Source organism: Methylobacter sp., assembly GCF_004322395.1.
In the GTDB taxonomy this organism is placed as follows: domain Bacteria; phylum Pseudomonadota; class Gammaproteobacteria; order Methylococcales; family Methylomonadaceae; genus Methylobacter_A.
Genome location: NZ_SCTW01000122.1, coordinates 1 through 15,592, shown reverse-complemented (window position 1 = coordinate 15,592; position 15,592 = coordinate 1). Strand labels below are relative to the sequence as shown.

20 protein-coding genes and 1 pseudogene are annotated in these 15,592 nt (G+C 45.5%); 14 read left to right on the top strand and 7 right to left on the bottom strand.

The window, feature by feature from the left end; translation table 11 throughout:
• Positions 1 to 691 precede the first annotated feature (691 nt).
• Positions 692 to 1,582, top strand: a complete 891-nt coding sequence (cyoE, locus tag EPO18_RS16700) for a heme o synthase (protein WP_472850907.1) — start codon at positions 692 to 694, stop codon at positions 1,580 to 1,582.
• The gene (locus EPO18_RS16695) at positions 1,579 to 2,604 is read left to right on the top strand and encodes a glycosyl transferase family protein (RefSeq protein WP_292435260.1); all 1,026 of its coding nucleotides are present in this window, start codon (positions 1,579 to 1,581) and stop codon (positions 2,602 to 2,604) included. Before cyoE ends, EPO18_RS16695 begins: the two co-directional genes overlap by 4 nt.
• Before the next feature lie 214 nt (positions 2,605 to 2,818).
• Here EPO18_RS16695 and EPO18_RS16690 read toward each other — a convergent pair.
• A pseudogene (locus tag EPO18_RS16690) lies at positions 2,819 to 4,238 on the bottom strand (IS1182 family transposase).
• 246 nt (positions 4,239 to 4,484) lie between these two features.
• Between EPO18_RS16690 and EPO18_RS16685 the strand changes: the two are divergent.
• From EPO18_RS16685 to EPO18_RS16660, 6 genes are all read left to right on the top strand, one after another.
• Positions 4,485 to 5,276: a hypothetical protein gene (locus EPO18_RS16685; protein ID WP_292435258.1), complete on the top strand. Its 792-nt coding sequence runs from the start codon at positions 4,485 to 4,487 to the stop codon at positions 5,274 to 5,276.
• A gap of 312 nt (positions 5,277 to 5,588) precedes the next feature.
• Positions 5,589 to 5,810 (top strand): addiction module protein, encoded by a 222-nt coding sequence (locus EPO18_RS16680; RefSeq protein ID WP_292435256.1) that lies wholly within the window; start codon positions 5,589 to 5,591, stop codon positions 5,808 to 5,810.
• Positions 5,807 to 6,112 (top strand): type II toxin-antitoxin system RelE/ParE family toxin, encoded by a 306-nt coding sequence (locus EPO18_RS16675; RefSeq protein ID WP_292435254.1) that lies wholly within the window; start codon positions 5,807 to 5,809, stop codon positions 6,110 to 6,112. The genes EPO18_RS16680 and EPO18_RS16675 overlap by 4 nt, the downstream gene beginning before the upstream one ends.
• Before the next feature lie 95 nt (positions 6,113 to 6,207).
• The gene (locus EPO18_RS16670; RefSeq protein ID WP_292435251.1) at positions 6,208 to 6,393 is read left to right on the top strand and encodes a hypothetical protein; all 186 of its coding nucleotides are present in this window, start codon (positions 6,208 to 6,210) and stop codon (positions 6,391 to 6,393) included.
• Positions 6,383 to 6,685, top strand: a complete 303-nt coding sequence (locus EPO18_RS16665) for a type II toxin-antitoxin system RelE/ParE family toxin (RefSeq protein ID WP_292435250.1) — start codon at positions 6,383 to 6,385, stop codon at positions 6,683 to 6,685. The genes EPO18_RS16670 and EPO18_RS16665 overlap by 11 nt, the downstream gene beginning before the upstream one ends.
• 24 nt (positions 6,686 to 6,709) lie before the next feature.
• On the top strand, positions 6,710 to 7,513 hold the full coding sequence (locus EPO18_RS16660; RefSeq protein WP_292435248.1) for an alpha/beta hydrolase: 804 nt from the start codon (positions 6,710 to 6,712) through the stop codon (positions 7,511 to 7,513).
• A 141-nt stretch (positions 7,514 to 7,654) separates the two neighbouring features.
• Here EPO18_RS16660 and EPO18_RS16655 read toward each other — a convergent pair whose 3' ends face one another.
• Positions 7,655 to 8,155: a cytochrome P460 family protein gene (locus EPO18_RS16655; RefSeq protein ID WP_292435246.1), complete on the bottom strand. Its 501-nt coding sequence runs from the start codon at positions 8,153 to 8,155 to the stop codon at positions 7,655 to 7,657.
• 208 nt (positions 8,156 to 8,363) lie between these two features.
• Positions 8,364 to 8,984 (bottom strand): PilZ domain-containing protein, encoded by a 621-nt coding sequence (locus tag EPO18_RS16650; RefSeq protein ID WP_292435244.1) that lies wholly within the window; start codon positions 8,982 to 8,984, stop codon positions 8,364 to 8,366.
• A 154-nt stretch (positions 8,985 to 9,138) separates the two neighbouring features.
• Here EPO18_RS16650 and EPO18_RS16645 point away from each other — a divergent pair, with 154 nt between their 5' ends.
• From EPO18_RS16645 to EPO18_RS16630, 4 genes are all read left to right on the top strand, one after another.
• Entirely contained in the window at positions 9,139 to 9,735 is a 597-nt protein-coding gene (locus EPO18_RS16645; RefSeq protein ID WP_292435242.1) for a transglycosylase SLT domain-containing protein, read from the top strand.
• A gap of 38 nt (positions 9,736 to 9,773) precedes the next feature.
• Positions 9,774 to 10,256, top strand: coding sequence for an FKBP-type peptidyl-prolyl cis-trans isomerase (locus EPO18_RS16640; RefSeq protein ID WP_292435240.1), 483 nt, complete (start codon positions 9,774 to 9,776; stop codon positions 10,254 to 10,256).
• Positions 10,257 to 10,360: 104 nt separating this feature from the next.
• Positions 10,361 to 12,655, top strand: coding sequence for a bifunctional 23S rRNA (guanine(2069)-N(7))-methyltransferase RlmK/23S rRNA (guanine(2445)-N(2))-methyltransferase RlmL (gene rlmKL, locus EPO18_RS16635; RefSeq protein WP_292435238.1), 2,295 nt, complete (start codon positions 10,361 to 10,363; stop codon positions 12,653 to 12,655).
• Positions 12,655 to 12,924, top strand: coding sequence for an acylphosphatase (locus EPO18_RS16630; RefSeq protein ID WP_292435265.1), 270 nt, complete (start codon positions 12,655 to 12,657; stop codon positions 12,922 to 12,924). Before rlmKL ends, EPO18_RS16630 begins: the two co-directional genes overlap by 1 nt.
• A gap of 9 nt (positions 12,925 to 12,933) precedes the next feature.
• On the opposite strand, the gene EPO18_RS16625 is transcribed toward EPO18_RS16630, so the two are convergent.
• From EPO18_RS16625 to EPO18_RS16610, 4 genes are all read right to left on the bottom strand, one after another.
• Positions 12,934 to 13,062: a hypothetical protein gene (locus EPO18_RS16625; protein WP_292435236.1), complete on the bottom strand. Its 129-nt coding sequence runs from the start codon at positions 13,060 to 13,062 to the stop codon at positions 12,934 to 12,936.
• A 137-nt stretch (positions 13,063 to 13,199) separates the two neighbouring features.
• Positions 13,200 to 13,370, bottom strand: a complete 171-nt coding sequence (locus EPO18_RS16620) for a hypothetical protein (protein WP_292435235.1) — start codon at positions 13,368 to 13,370, stop codon at positions 13,200 to 13,202.
• Between the two features lie 62 nt (positions 13,371 to 13,432).
• Complete coding sequence (locus EPO18_RS16615) at positions 13,433 to 13,600, bottom strand: hypothetical protein (RefSeq protein WP_292435233.1); 168 nt, start codon at positions 13,598 to 13,600, stop codon at positions 13,433 to 13,435.
• Between the two features lie 738 nt (positions 13,601 to 14,338).
• On the bottom strand, positions 14,339 to 14,539 hold the full coding sequence (locus tag EPO18_RS16610) for a cold-shock protein (protein WP_292435231.1): 201 nt from the start codon (positions 14,537 to 14,539) through the stop codon (positions 14,339 to 14,341).
• A gap of 291 nt (positions 14,540 to 14,830) precedes the next feature.
• Between EPO18_RS16610 and EPO18_RS16605 the strand changes: the two genes are divergently transcribed.
• Positions 14,831 to 15,085 (top strand): hypothetical protein, encoded by a 255-nt coding sequence (locus EPO18_RS16605; RefSeq protein ID WP_292435228.1) that lies wholly within the window; start codon positions 14,831 to 14,833, stop codon positions 15,083 to 15,085.
• Positions 15,086 to 15,349: 264 nt separating this feature from the next.
• A partial coding sequence (locus EPO18_RS16600; protein ID WP_292435227.1) for a hypothetical protein occupies positions 15,350 to 15,592 on the top strand: 243 nt, incomplete at its 3' end.

Genomic DNA, 15,592 nt, shown 5'->3' with positions numbered 1-15,592 from the left:
CTTTTCAGGAAATACTTCGGATCTAAGGTCGGATGCAAAAGCTATAAGTTTTTCATCATCATAATTTCTGATAGGAAAGAGATCTTTTAAGATATCCATTGAAATATCTTCAGCAACAAGACTGCAAGCCGATGATGCAGTTTTCTTATCTTTTAAAAAAGAAGTTAAAAAAGACATGTTTATTTCCTAAAAACATTAAATCAGCAGTCTTGCTAAGTAACAACCACAAGGTAGTTCCCTTCTTAATAATATCGTACCATCTTGATGGTTGTTGTCAAATCTCAGCCTTTTCCAAATATATAATGCGCTTCCCGTTGTTCAGACTATATCTGATCGAGTTTAGAGCTTCATTACAGCGGGTTGGTGCTGGCCCACTTCTTCTTTTGAATATCTCTCTTTAACCCTCAATCTTTGCCATCTCTACTCTATCTTAAACTGAAAGGCGATCAGGCTTTTAGATAGAACACGCCCTGAATTTTTAGGTCCACTATAATCGATTGATCATAACACCTTCTTTATGCGAACCTTAGCAGGCCGAACTATTTCAATAATCAGTAGTTCACTGTATTCTATACAGCAACTGACCATCGTTCCTATGCCCTCCCCGGCAGCGCAATATGGAGCGTCTACAGCACTACTTCTGAGGCTTCCATGAAAGCCGCACCTTAAACTAAAAGTTGGAATCCATTAAATAATGACTAACGAATCGCCCCGACCTTTCTGGAAAAGTTATCTTGAGTTATGCAAACCCAAAGTGGTTGCCTTGATCGTTTTTACGGCTATTGCGGGAATGTTATTAGCCGTTCCAGGAGTGCCGCCTATCGGCCTGTTTATCTACAGCAGCTTGGGCATTGCCCTAGCTGCTGCCTCTGCCGCCGCAATTAATCATTATATTGATCGTGAAGCCGATGCGTTGATGGAGCGCAACAAAAACCGCCCCTTACCCAAAGGCGAATTAAGCTCTACCAATGTCATCCTTTTTGCATTGCTGCTGGGCGTTATCTCGATGGCATTACTGATTATCATGGTCAACTCCTTGACCGCATTGCTGACTTTCTTGTCGGCACTGGGTTACGCGATTATCTATACGGTCTACCTTAAAAGAATGACCCCGCAAAATATCGTTATTGCCGGCGCTTTCGGAGCTACTCCGCCGATGCTGGGCTGGTGCGCGATGACCGGCGAGCTGCATCCTTACTCTCTGTTGTTATTCTTGATTATTTTTGCCTGGACGCCGCCACATTTCTGGCCGCTATCTATCGCCAAGCGTAAAGAATTCGCCAAAGTCGGCATACCGATGTTGCCGGTCACGCACGGCGTAGAATATACCCGGCTGCATATTTTTCTGTATTCGCTGCTGCTGTTCATCGTCACCCTGCTGCCCTACCTGACCGGCATGAGCGGCCTGATTTATCTGTCTGCGGTGGTGCCGTTGGGTCTTGGCTTTATCTACTTCGCTATTTTGATGATGCGCCGGAAAGACGACAAAACCGCAATGCGAACTTTCTTTTATTCGCTGATGTATTTGACCGTCCTGTTTACTGCACTGTTAATCGACCATTATTTTAAATTTACCTTATGACATTCACTCATCACGAACAAACGCCATACCCGGAACATCCGTTCGCTGAATTCATCCGCATCTTGGGCAAAGGCAAAAAAGGCTCAAGACCGCTAACCCAGGATGAAGCCTATCGTGCGATGAGCATGATTATGACCGACCAAGTGCAGCCGATTCAGTTGGGTGCATTCCTGATGTTGATGCGCGTCAAGGAAGAAACCCCGGAAGAATTGGCCGGGTTCGCGCAGGCAGCACGGGAGTCGTTTAATATTGCCGACAATGCCGTAAAAGTCGACCTGGACTGGTCGTCTTATGCCGGAAAGCGCCGCCACTTGCCCTGGTTTTTGCTGTCGGCTTTGCTGCTGGCCGAAAACGGCATTACCGTTTTTATGCATGGCGCCAGTGGTCATACCGCAGGCAGGCTGTATACCGAAAACATGCTCGGATATTTAGGTCTAAAATGCGCTACTTCTATTGAAGACGCCAAACAACAACTTGAGCAACAGCATTTCAGTTATTTATCGCTGGAGAAGTTTTGCCCCAAACTGCATGAAATTATCGAACTGCGCCCAATACTGGGTTTGCGCTCGCCGGTTCATACCTTGGTGCGTTTGTTAAACCCGTTTAATGCCGAATACAGCATTCAGGGTATCTTCCATCCCGGTTACCGTCCAGTGCACCAACAGGCCGCCGCGTTATTGAACCAGCCGCATATGTCGGTATTAAAAGGCGAAGGCGGCGAAACCGAACGCAATCCCGATATGGAATGCCTGGTACAAAGCGCGCATAACGGCGAATTATCCGACGAGAACTGGCCGGCTTTGTTTAAACACCGCCATGTCAAACCCGAGCTGCTTGAGCCGGAACAGCTGGCGTTAATCTGGCAAGGAAAAGTGGAAGATGAGTTTGCCGAAGCGTCGATCATTGGTACGGCGGCGATTACGCTTAAGTTGTTGGGTAAGGCTAAAACACAGGAGCAGGCTCAGCAGTTGGCGAGTGATTATTGGCTGGGTCGGGATAAACAGAAATATGCAGGTGTTTAACACCGCACAGACTTATCCATAATAGGCAGCAAACGGCCCAGACTGTGTCAAAACACAGAAAAAATTCCGCCATTTGTCCGCATCCCGCTTTTATTGAAGCGTGTTCGTGATAATTTCTGATCGGTCTACTCAAATTGGGTGAATTCAGAAATTGATTATCATCTACCCCCCTTTTTGTCGGTAATATCACTTTGTGCGAGGTAAGTATGGGCTTTTATGCCCTTATTGCTTCCATCATGGCATCGGTACCCATTATATTTATGACTCGTTTCATGTTATAGGCCAGAACATGTAAACTCATTTCCGTGCTAACATTTCTCAGTTGCCTGGTCAGAAAATGGGTTGCTCCCATCCAGGCTTTGAGAGTGCCGAAAGAGTGCTCAACCGTCTGGCGTCGTATTCTCATGCTATCTGGAGCGTTATCCAAACGAGATTGCATGGCATCAAGAACGTCTTCATGTTCCCATCGGCTAACACGTCGATAGGGACTTGGAGTGCATTTTGCTTTAATCTGGCATAGTTGACAGTTAGAGCTATAGTAGCGGCTCAATTTTAATCCGTGTTCAACTCTGGCAAATCGCCAAATCAGACGTTGTCCCGCAGGGCATATATATTCGTTGGTATTGGCATCGTAAATAAAATCGGCCTTGTCGAACCGTCCCGCAGCCTTGGCACCTGATGTTTTACATTTAGGTACCAAAGCAGTAATTCCCGCTTCATGGCAGGCGAGAATTTCTTCGCTCTTGAAATAGCCGCGATCGGCAATAACTGATAGATCTTCTGTACCTTGCCTGTTTAGCCATTGAAGATAGCTGGTCTCGATCACTACCTTTATTTGTCACTTCATGGGCAACAATCAAGTGATGCTTCGTATCGACTGCCGTTTGTACATTGTAGCCAACAATACCCAATCCTCTTGTTTTCATGGAACGGGCATCGGGATCGGTCAGAGAGATTTGTTTATCGGGTGTCTTGTTAAGTTGGACTTCAATTTCCTTAAGAGCTTTCATCTGTTCCTTTAGAGTAGCAATCTTATCTTGTAGGCGCTCAGATTTGGCTTTCGCTACAGCGGGTTCTTGCCGATCAGCGGTATCGAGCGCGGTTAAATACCGGTTAATGCTCGATTCAATTTCTTCCATCCGTCGTTGCAACTTGGCGCTGGTGAAATTCCGATCTCGGTTATTAACCGCTTTAAATTTGCTGCCGTCAATAGCGACTAAAGACTCTGCAAATAAACCCAGCTTCTGGCATAACACGACAAACTGACGGCAAACACTTCGTATCGCCTTGCCGTTGTCTTTGCGGAAGCGGGCAATGGTTTTAAAGTCGGGGGTCAGACGCTCAGTGAGCCACATGAGTTCGACATTGCGTTGCGCTTCTTTTTCAAGTCTGCGGCTGGATTGGATACGGTTCAGGTAACCGTAGATGTAAATTTTCAGAAGAATGGCGGGATGATAAGCAGGTCTTCCTGTGGTTGCAGGTTCCATACCGTCAAAACCCAGCTTGGCTAACTCTAGTTCATCGACAAAAACATCAACAATTCGCACAGGGTTTGTATCGCTGATAAAGTCGTCAATGCTTTCTGGTAGCAACGTGGTTTGGGTACGGCATTCGCCTTTAATGAAACGTTTCATCCGCTGACTCTCCATCAATGCATTGGCGGTTATTATACCAAATGCCACGTTTTGACACAGTCTGGGCCAGATGCAGGCGATGGGTTTGTATTTGCATTACGTTGTGGATAGCATGGAATTTAGAGCGTATGCCGAATTTATACAACGTATAAACCAGCATCTAGACACAGATAAATCTCTGCTGATCGTTTGACGTCTTCGACGCTAGGTTTCTAATTATTTTAATATTTCAACCTCAGGATCCTCATGCCCGAATCGTTTTCCGTAGATAATCTTGCTGAATCCGTTGGTAAAATCCTAGCAGTGGCCGGTAGTGTCAGTTTTACTGCTTCAATAATCTATGACTTGGGGTTTTACCATAGACTCGGACTATCCTTTTTGGATGTGCCTTCGGTACTATCCGATCATGTTCGTAGCGGACTTCTATGGTTCCCTATGGTTATTACGATTCTAGGTTGTGGCTTATTTTTTGAGATGCTGTGCCAGAGACTTGAACAGGGAATGACTGAACAAGAAATACTTCAATCCACTTCGAATCCTGCGCGCACAAAAACGATGCGGAATAAACCTTTGCGATTTATCGGCTATATTTCAATTCTTCAAATTATCTTATATTTTCTAATCGGCGAACCTTTATTTACTTTAAATCCATATATGTTCAGTATAGCTTGGATTGTATTCAGCATTTGGGCCCAAGATCACCCAAGATTAATTGTCCGTCGTCCATTTGTAGTACGTTTTTTAGCAACTCTGCTTCCAGCAATTGCAATCTTGTTTTATCTTACTGGTAACACTGAAGCAGCACGTCTATTCGATAAGTCTGCACCTACCACGCAATTAACAAATAGTTCAGATGCTGTTGAATCAGTTGTCCTGCTACGCCAATTAGACAAAGGTATTTTGGTTCGAACAAGCAATGGCTCAATTACCTTCAATCCATGGGAGGAGGTCAAGAAGATCGAAAGCCCGGGCAAGTACAACTCTACCCATGGTATTCTTTGCTCAAGATTTTCAATAATATGTCCCTCAGTTCGGTAGGATGGGCGCGCTTTTTATGCCCATGCGAAATTAAAAAGTTGGCCACCCTATTTGAATGTCGCATATGGGTCGACAATACTCAGTCAGCGCTTTAAGGCGGATAACCTGTAACGCTGTAAATTGGATTATTCTGTAGGATGGATTCGCCGCTAGGCAATCCACCACAACTGCGGCAAACTATTATCGACATTGTACGTCGCCTAAAGCGCCTACTTTTGGTGATTGGCGGTTTGCTCACGCGAAACCGCCCTACGCTTACATACAAACGTGACAATATAGAAACTTTTATATGGCGAAAATGGGAGCCAGAATATGAGCAAAATAACCGCAACTGATACGCTTGAATTATCAATACCTGAAAGGATTCAATTGGTAGAAGACATCTGGGATACGATAACTGCAAAAGCCTCTTCTATCGAATTGTCCGACGAGGAAAAAAGCATAATTGATGCACGGCTGGAAAAGTATCACCAGAATCCTGAATCCGGCTCGCCGTGGGAAGACGTCTATAAAAGAATCGCGAGCAAGCAGTGAAATATTCGGTCATTGTAAGCCCCGAGGCTGAAAATGATTTAAAGGAGATATTTTCTTGGTATGAGGACGCCAGGATAGGCTTGGGATATGACTTTCTCTTGCAAGTTGACGCGGGACTCAACTTTATCAAGAGAAATCCTGAAATCCACCCGATTGAATACAAAGGAACAAGAAAACATATTATCAAAAGATTTCCATACAAAATCGTCTACTTTGTTAAGGAAGAAAAGATAATAATCCTTGCGGCGCTTCACGGTAAAAGAAGCTTTGGGCTACTGAAAAACAGGGTAGACAACGTTTAACAAGTTGCGGTTCCCAACTTAATCCGCCTCCGTTTAAACTCGTCGCATTACTCTGGTATCGTAACTACAAGACAATATCCTTAAAGGAGAAAACCATGCAAACCGCTAAACAAGCCGCAAAGCAGATTATTGATCGTGTTTCTGACCAGGCAACATGGGATGACATCATGTATGAGCTGTATGTCAGACAGAAAATTGAGAAAGGACTGAGCGCTGTTGATGAAGGCCGCGTAATATCCAGTGAGGAGGCTAAAAAACGTCTCTTGGGCAATGAAGGTTAACTGGACAGAACCGGCATTAGAGGATTTAGAAGCGATTCAAGCTTATATCGCCAAAGACTCCAGCTTTTATGCCCGCCAATTTATTGAGCGTATTTTTGATGCCGCAACAAAACTGGAATCTTTTCCCGAGATAGGCCGGCGAGTACAGGAAGCCGAAGAAAGAACCGATATTCGGGAATTGATTTTTCAAGGCTACCGCATTATCTATCTGATCCAGCCAGAGCAGATCACTATTATCGCCGTCATTCATGGCAGTCGGGATTTAGCCGGAATGGAAGGTAAGCCTTGGTAGTTCTGTAGGCCGGACAAACAAAAAATGCCAACATTTAAGCCCATGCTTTCAATCCTGCTAACCTACTTCCTGCTCCTGCTGATCGTTTTTCTATTCCAACGAAAAATGATCTATTTCCCCAATACGTATTCACTTGACCATCAGCAACTGTTGGCCGATCAAGCGGGCCTGAAACTCTGGCCGTCAACGGATAATTATCTAGGGCTGATCTCAAAAACACCCCAAACTGTCTCCAAGGGCACGGTCATCGTTTTCCACGGCAATGCAGGTTCTGCAACCAATCGGACTTATTATTTGGCTCCATTGGAAAAACTGGGTTACCGGGTCATCCTAGCCGAATATCCAGGCTATGGCGCAAGAAAAGGCGCACCATCGGAACAAACATTGATTTCGAATGGCATTCAAACCGCAACACAGGCATTGAACGATTTTGGAGGCCCTATTTTCCTGTGGGGCGAATCACTGGGCAGCGGTGTGGTCGGCGGCATTGTGCAAAGCGGGCAAATTCCGGTTAAGGGTATTGTTCTGGTCACGCCATTTAGCAGCTTGGCCGACGTAGCCCAACACCATTACTGGTTTTTTCTTGCCAAATGGCTAATCCGGGATAAATTCGACAATATTAAGAACCTGCAAAACTACTCTGGAAACACGGCGGTTTTGCTGGCGGAACAAGATGAAATCATTCCCAATAAATACAGTTTAAAGCTGTTCGAATCATTGCCCCATAAAAAGAAGCTCTGGGCATTCAAAGATGCGGGCCATAACACGCTGCCGCTATATCAAGATCTTCCATGGTGGCAAGAAGTTATGCAGTTTGTTAACGATTAGAAATGGTTCGAAGCTGCTTTTACAAATTATGGCGGAAGGCTGACTTGCTTTACGGGGATTTGATAAAAACGTGAAGATAACGGCACTCTAATAGATCGACACAATCGCCGATCTATTAGAGTTCATTCGATAACGGAATATTTATTTTAACGCGCTAAAAGTATAAACGTAGTCATTATGTTTCATCGGTGTATGACAAGCGAAACATTCTTTAGCTTTAGCCTCTTCATGCATGACCAGCTTTCCGGCTTCCCATCGACCGAATCCCCAGCCGCCGGTATTGGCGTACTTTGTACTGTCTTTAACCATTGCCTCGGCAGAAGCAAATTCACCGGGAACAATAGCTTGCGGCCAATTAGGATGCGTGCTTTCCTTCCATACTACCTTAGCTAAAATCGAACCATCCGGCCAAGGCTTGGTTTGATCTGCTCGTGCTGCCGCGATAGCGGTATCGTTACCTAAAATAGCCCGCAATGTTTTTTTATCTTCCCTATGCGAAACAGCTAACAAACGCCAGTCTATATATGCACCATGAATCGGTTTTGCCGAGCCTTCTGGAGATTTGGTTTCCGCCAAAACTGTTGTGGATAAACAAACAGCAGCCAGGAATACCCCCAGTTTACGATTGTGCGATTTTTTCATATACCTTTCCCTTCTAAATACGTTTTAAAAATTTGATCGTTTAGTTCCTTGGCAGCCGCATGAATAAGTCACCCGAAGAAATCAAAGCTCTGGTTGTTATACAGGAAAACGAGAGGATTAGTGCTTTGTCGATTAATCGGATAAGCATATGATATTTGACTGAATTAAATGCTCCATTCGGCATGAAGACTTCCCTGATAGCAAGAGATTATCGGGCAAAACGTGGAATACCCTTAATAGCTGTTTTTTCCATATGCACATATTCCAACCCGAGCAATGTTCCACCATCGGCAATACGCTCAACCCATATCACTTTTATCTCACCTTCCAACTCTAACCGCTCAAATTTAAATACGGTTATCTCTCCTGCTTTGACGGCTATAGATTCAGCAAGTTTAACCATTAATCCTTCCACTGAAACATTAACCGCATTAAACTCGTGATATTTACCATTGAGCAAGATTTCGCCCGGAGCCGTTATGTTTTTTCTATACACTTTTCTCTTGTACAGTTGATTATCGATATCATAGACAACGTTTTTAAATTCCAGTGCGAGCGACATATGATCATCGAACATATCAACCCTGACTACCTCAGCTTCACCAGCCAAGCGCATTTCAGGAAGATACAAATCTACCATGGTCGATACTGACAGCATGTTAAAAATATCTTTGGCATCTTTTTTACCAAACTGATCGGACTTTAATTCTGCGAGCGCACCGGTTAATGAAACATCTTTAATGGTGATTTTCTGTTCTTCCCCGCCCATATAAATCAAACCGCGCGACATTAAGTTTTTTCGATAAGGCCGTTTCACATCTAAATTCATCTACTTTCCTCTCTGATTATCCATTTAGCTTGCTATTCAAATACCGTATAAAGCTATCCCTCGCAATTATAGTGTTTGTGTTATATTTTTTTCTTTGTATTGTAATTATTTTTATCGCCCATAAATAGCTGAATCCGACATAATTCACTGCATCATGAAAAAACCATTAACCCTGCTATTTTTATTCACTCTGGCGGCTTGCACAGCAATGCCGCCTAAAAATAGTGACAATATATGTTCTACTTTCAGGGAAAAAGAAGACTGGTATGATGACGCTAAAGACTCATTCGAGAAATGGGGTATACCCATCCCCATTCAAATGGCGATCATGCATCAGGAGTCGCACTTTGTAGCCGATGCACAACCGCCGCGCCCTTGGCTGCTGGGATTTATTCCCTTGCCTCGGGACAGTAGCGCCTACGGCTACGCCCAAGCCAAGGATGAAACGTGGGACAGCTATCAGGATAAGGCAGGCAGTTGGGGTGCGGATCGCGATGAGTTTGCCGATGCCACGGATTTTATCGGCTGGTACTGCGACGTCAGCCACACCCGGTTAGGCATATCTAAGTTCGATACCAGAAATTTATACCTCGCCTATCATGAAGGACACGGCGGCTATCAGCGCAAAAGTTATTTGCAAAAAGCGGGATTAGTCCAAATTGCCGACAAAGTGGCCAGACGCGCCAAACTGTTTCAAAGCCAATTGCAGGAATGTAAAGGCGATTTAGAAAACAAAGGCTGGTTTTTTTGATAAACTATAGGTTTCACATTAACAATATAGGATAAGTCGTGAGAAAAATTCAAACTCAAGCTCTTTCAATCGTCGCCGTTCTTATTATAGGATTTACCATGTTCTCAATGGCCAATGCCACCACTCCCGAGGAAAATAAAGCCGCGGGCGTAGCCTTTCTTGCAGAAAACGCTAAAAAGCCCAATATCGTAACTACCGCCAGCGGTTTGCAATACGAAGTATTAACACCCGGAACCGGCGCTACCTCACCTTCGGCCACTGATAACGTTACCGTGCATTACAAAGGCACAACTATCGATGGTAAAGAGTTCGACAGCTCTTACAGCCGGGGCGAACCAGCCACATTCCCGTTAAACAGGGTCATCGCCGGATGGACTGAAGGCGTACAATTAATGAAAGAAGGCGCCAAATACCGCTTTTTCATTCCGTCGGAACTCGCTTATGGCGAACAAGGCGCAGGCCGTGCAATCGGCCCGAATGCCGCATTAATCTTTGATGTTGAGCTAATCAAGATTCAGTAAAACAGGTAAAAGGCACAAGGTTAAAGGCGCCAGGCCGACAAGCCTTGCGCCTTTCGTTTTTTCCATCTTGTACCTTGCATCTTGCACCTTTTGCCTAAGCTCTTATGCCTATCTACCAACTATTCGCTACAACGCCTAAGGCGATGGAAACCATCCTTACCGATGAACTCCAAGCCCTCGGCGTAAACAACATCAAAGCCACCATGGCCGGCGTCGCTTTTCAGGGGAACTTGGAAACCGCTTACCGAGCCTGCCTGTGGTCAAGAACAGCGAATCGGATTTTACTGGTGTTGAGCTCTTTTGAAGTAAAAACCCAGGAAGACCTTTATAAGGGTGTACAAAAAATCGACTGGTTTGAGCACATTAATTCTGAAGACAGCTTTGCCGTCTCGTTCAGTGCGAAAAACTCAGCGGCGATTAGCAATACCCACTTTGGCGCATTAAAAGTCAAGGACGCGATAGTCGATCAGATGCGGGCAAGATTTCAAATTCGGCCCAGCATCAATACCGAGCAGCCCAATATCCGCATCAACGTTTATTTGAACGGCGAAACTGCCCAGCTCAGTCTGGACCTTTCCGGCGAAAGCCTGCATCGTCGCGGTTATCGGGATGTCAGCATCAAAGCCCCTATGAAAGAAAACTTGGCGGCCGCGATGTTACTGCGTAGCGGCTGGCCGCAAATCGCAAAGCAACAGGGCTCATTACTAGACCCGATGTGCGGCTCAGGCACGCTGTTATTAGAAGGTGCAATGATTGCCGCAGATTATGCGCCGGGCTTACTACGCGATTATTTCGGCTTTACCGGCTGGAAAAAACACGATGCCGAATGCTGGAAGGGTTTACGTGCGGAAGCCGAACAACGCAAAAAAATCGGCTTGGCTAAACTGCCGGTTATCGTGGGTTTCGATCAAAATCGTCATACCGTCAACACCGCTTTAGCGCATATCGCTAATGCCGGTCTGCAAAATAAAATCCATGTCGAGCGCCGCGATATTGAAGACGCGGAACCGGCCGAAAGCTGGAAACCCGGCCTGTTAATCTGTAATCCTCCTTATGGCGAACGCTTGGGCGACGAGCAGGAAACAGCCGAGCTATACAAAAGATTCGGCGAATCACTTAAGACGCATTTTATCGGCTGGAAAGCCGCGATGATCATCAGCAACCCGGAACTCGGCTTTCGCTTGGGCATACGCTCGCAAAAGCCGATCACCCTGTTCAACGGCGCCCTTGAATGCAAACTGTTACGGATGGAAATTGAGGAACGCAATTTCTTCGTCCCTAAAGCTAAAACTCAGGAAGATCGTATTGCTCAGGCAGTTGAGCTCAGCAAAATACCGCAACCTGAGACTGTTGGCGTCAATATGCCTGATCGTCAGGATGCAGGCAAAGAGCATGAGACCGTTGGTGCCGAAATGTTCAGTAACCGGCTCAAAAAGAACCTGAAAAAACTATCCAATTGGGCCAAGCAAAACCGTATTACCTGCTACCGGGTCTATGATGCCGACCTGCCGGAATACGCGGTCGCGGTCGATATTTATCGGGGAGAAGCTTACCGCTCCCAGCTCACGCCCCTCGCCTACATCCCTGTAGGCGAGCAAACCTGGGTCAATGTACAGGAATACGAGCCGCCCAAAAGCATCGATCAACACAAAGCCGATCAACGGTTGGCTGGGGTATTGGCTGAAATACCGCGAGTGCTTGGCGTCAATCCCGATCAGGTTTTCCTGAAAATACGTCGCAAACAAAAAAGCACCGACCAGTACGAAAAATACGGTGATCAAAGACATTTCCATATTATTGAAGAAGGCGGCTGCAAGTTGCTGGTGAATTTTGAAGATTATCTGGACACCGGACTATTCCTCGATCACCGGCCAATTCGAATGCTAATTCAGAAACAAGCCAAAGATAAACGCTTTTTAAACCTGTTCGCCTATACCGGCAGCGCGACGGTACATGCGGCAATCGGTGGCGCCAAATCAACGACAACAGTCGACATGTCCAACACCTATATCAACTGGGCAAAAAAGAACATGGCGCTGAATATCGATCAGGGCGAGCATGAGTTTATACAAGCTGACTGCCTGGAATGGTTAGCCACCGAAACACAGCTGGGTAACAGGCACTATGATTTGATTTTCCTCGATCCGCCCACTTTTTCCAATTCGAAACGGATGGACGAGGTATTCGATATACAAAACGACCATGTGCAGCTCATTAATAACGCAATTTCCTTGCTGTCGCCGGGAGGTATCCTATACTTTTCCACTAACTTCAGACGTTTTAAAATCGACAAGCAAGCATTGTCCGACTTAATTGTAGAAGACATCAGCGCGGCAACGATTCCTGAAGATTTTGCCCGCAACCCAAAAATCCATTATTGCTGGAGAATTCAAGAGTGATACGTAAAGTTAAAATCCTGGTTTCCGGTCGAGTTCAAGGCGTTTACTTTCGTCTTTTCACCCAGAACAAAGCCAAACATTTTTCTATAAAAGGCAGCGCCAAAAACCTCCCTGATGGCCGCGTCGAAATCATCGCCGAGGCTGAAAGCATAGCGATTGAAAAATTCATCAAATGGTGCCACAAAGGTCCTATAACCGCCCGAGTCGATCATGTGGAAATCATCGAACTTCAACATGATGAGGCATTAACATCTTTTGAAATAAAATAAATATAAGGTTTAAGGTTCAAAACGATTGCCTTCCTTTACCGAAAGATAATGAATCAGCCGGTCATGACCGAAACGACGGTCATGTTCGGCAATGATCTGCCCTTCGGGACCATGTGTATACGCTCTGCGGTTAAACATACCGAAACCACCGTATTCGCCCATTGGGCCGACACACGGTTGCGATTACGGTCAATGCGTATCAGACAACATTGTGAAACGCGCCGTATCTCTTCCACGTAGCCATCAAAACTTGCCTTGATCGGCATGAGCAGCGGTTATTCTTCAGCAAAATACTCGGCAATGGTGCGTGAGGACTGTTCAGAATGTAGGCGCCCTGCCAATTCACGGCAACGCATCGCCAACCAGGCATTAAGGGCGGCAAAGTCTTCAAACTTGGCCATCGGGGTAAGCAGCCACTCACGAATATTGCCGACTTGGTTTTCCACCTGGCCTTTTTCCCAGCCTGATTCCGGTGTACACGCAACCGGCTCGAAGAGATAGTGATTGGCTAAAGCCAGAAAACGCCGATTGAAGCGCCGTTCTTTACCGACGAAGTCGCGTCAACGACGGTCTTCAGGTTGTCGTACACCATGCGCTTAGGGACTCCACCGAAGACAGCGAAAGCTTTGCTATGCGCATCCAGCACCATTTCCTGAGTTTCACGCGGATAGGCCACCACGAACATCTGGCGGCTGTAAGCCAAGCGGAAGTGGGCCACTTTAATAGTCTACACCACGCCTCCCAACAGCACCGTTTCCTGACTCCAATCAAACTGGGGCACGCCTCACCCGCAGGAAAGGCTAACGGCACAAAGACTTGTTTGACAGTGGGACTACCGGCTCGCTGTTTCTTCCATCGCTTCACGTGACGCTGTATGACTTGTATAAGAGCCCAGGTATTCCTCCACCTGGAGACATTCATATAAGGAAAATGAGTTTCTTGTTCAAGCCAGGCTTCTAGCTGCTCGTGAAAAGAGCCCAACTTCGGATGGGGGTGGTTTTGACGCTGATAAACAGGCTCTTCAATCGTCTTGAGATGTTTACGGAAGTGGGGCGGGACAGATTAAAGGTACTCGACAGAGACGTGATGATCTCTTTGTCGACATGAAAGCGCCGTCTGATTTCGGCAATAACGTCCATTGCTAACACTCCAGGATTCTCCGGTAAAAAACCGGACATTAAATAACCTGGGGTGGACTTTTCAACGCTCTTTTCCCCAGGACCCTGGAAAGTTTTGCACGCTTTTCAACACGATTTCGAACTACAACTGCTGCTTTGTTTTGTAAGATCGTGCTGTGCGCTCTTTCTTCAAAAAGAGGAAAAGGGGACAAACGAAAAACAATGGCCAGTTCGACTTACTGACAGACATTAAAAAACCGTAGCTCCGAAAAGAGCTACGGTTTGTTTGTACGCAATTAGATAGGTGTTACTTCTTCTGCTTGCGGACCTTTTTGTCCTTGAGTAACAGTAAACTGTACTTTTTGCCCTTCATCGAGAGATTTAAAGCCTGAACTGTTAATGTTACGGAAATGAACAAAAACATCGGGGCCATTTTCTTGTTGAATGAAACCGAAGCCTTTTTCAGCGTTAAACCATTTAACTGTACCTGTAGTCATTTAATTGTAATCCTATTTTAGTAATTAATAGCTTTATAAAAGCTGGTGAAGCTGGGAAATTAGAGAATTACTTAATGATAACAGGACGAACAATTACATGAAGAACTTCGTAAAGATAAGCATAACGGTAAAACTATTTCGAGCTGAGGATATTCTATAGTTGCAAACTGGCAATGTCAATCCCTAGCCTCTTCCAATACTAAATGAGTCTGAAAGAGCCACGTATTTCTAACGGAAAATGAGTCTGACAAACGCTTAAATCTCGTTCATGATAAAAGGATGAAACCTATCATGAACATAAACGACCTCAACACCCTAGAACAACTGGAACAGTTCTTAACCGGCAGCCAAGCCGTCGCCTTCCTGATTGCCAGCAGCACGGACAAGGCTACCAAAGCATACGGCGCACGCTGGTTAAATTCAAATCCCCATCGCTGGATAAACGCTCCAAAGGCATCTTGGTACGCTTTCTGGTTAAAACCACCGGCTATTCGGCAACAGATCACTCGGTTGATCAAGCAAGTACCGCGGCACCAGCAAGATTGAGCAGCAACAGCGCGTTTATCAGGGCTTTGAGCGGCCTGTATACAGCAGAAGATATTCACTTGCTGGCTACCCTGGATGAACGGCATAACACCCTTAGGGCCTGCCACGAAAAAACTTTGCGAACGCGCTCATACACTCTTAAACAAAACCAATACCAACGCTTGGCGGGCATATCCGTTGCGCATTTGTACAATCTCAGGAAATCACAGCCTTATCTACGGTAACACTATACCTTTGAAAAAACACGCTCAAAAATCGCGCTGATTGGAGAAAGAAAAAAGCCGCGAGCCAACTTTTATACGCATTGATACGATTCATCAGGGCGACCAAGATAAACAAAAAGGCGTCTATCACATCAATGCCGTGGATGAAGTGACTCAATTTGAGGTGATGTGTACCGTTGAAAAAATCAGCGAGCACTATTTGATACCGGCGATTGACCAACGTCTGAATTGCTTTCCTTTTGTTATCAAAGGCTTTCATTCAGATAACGGTTCGGAATACATT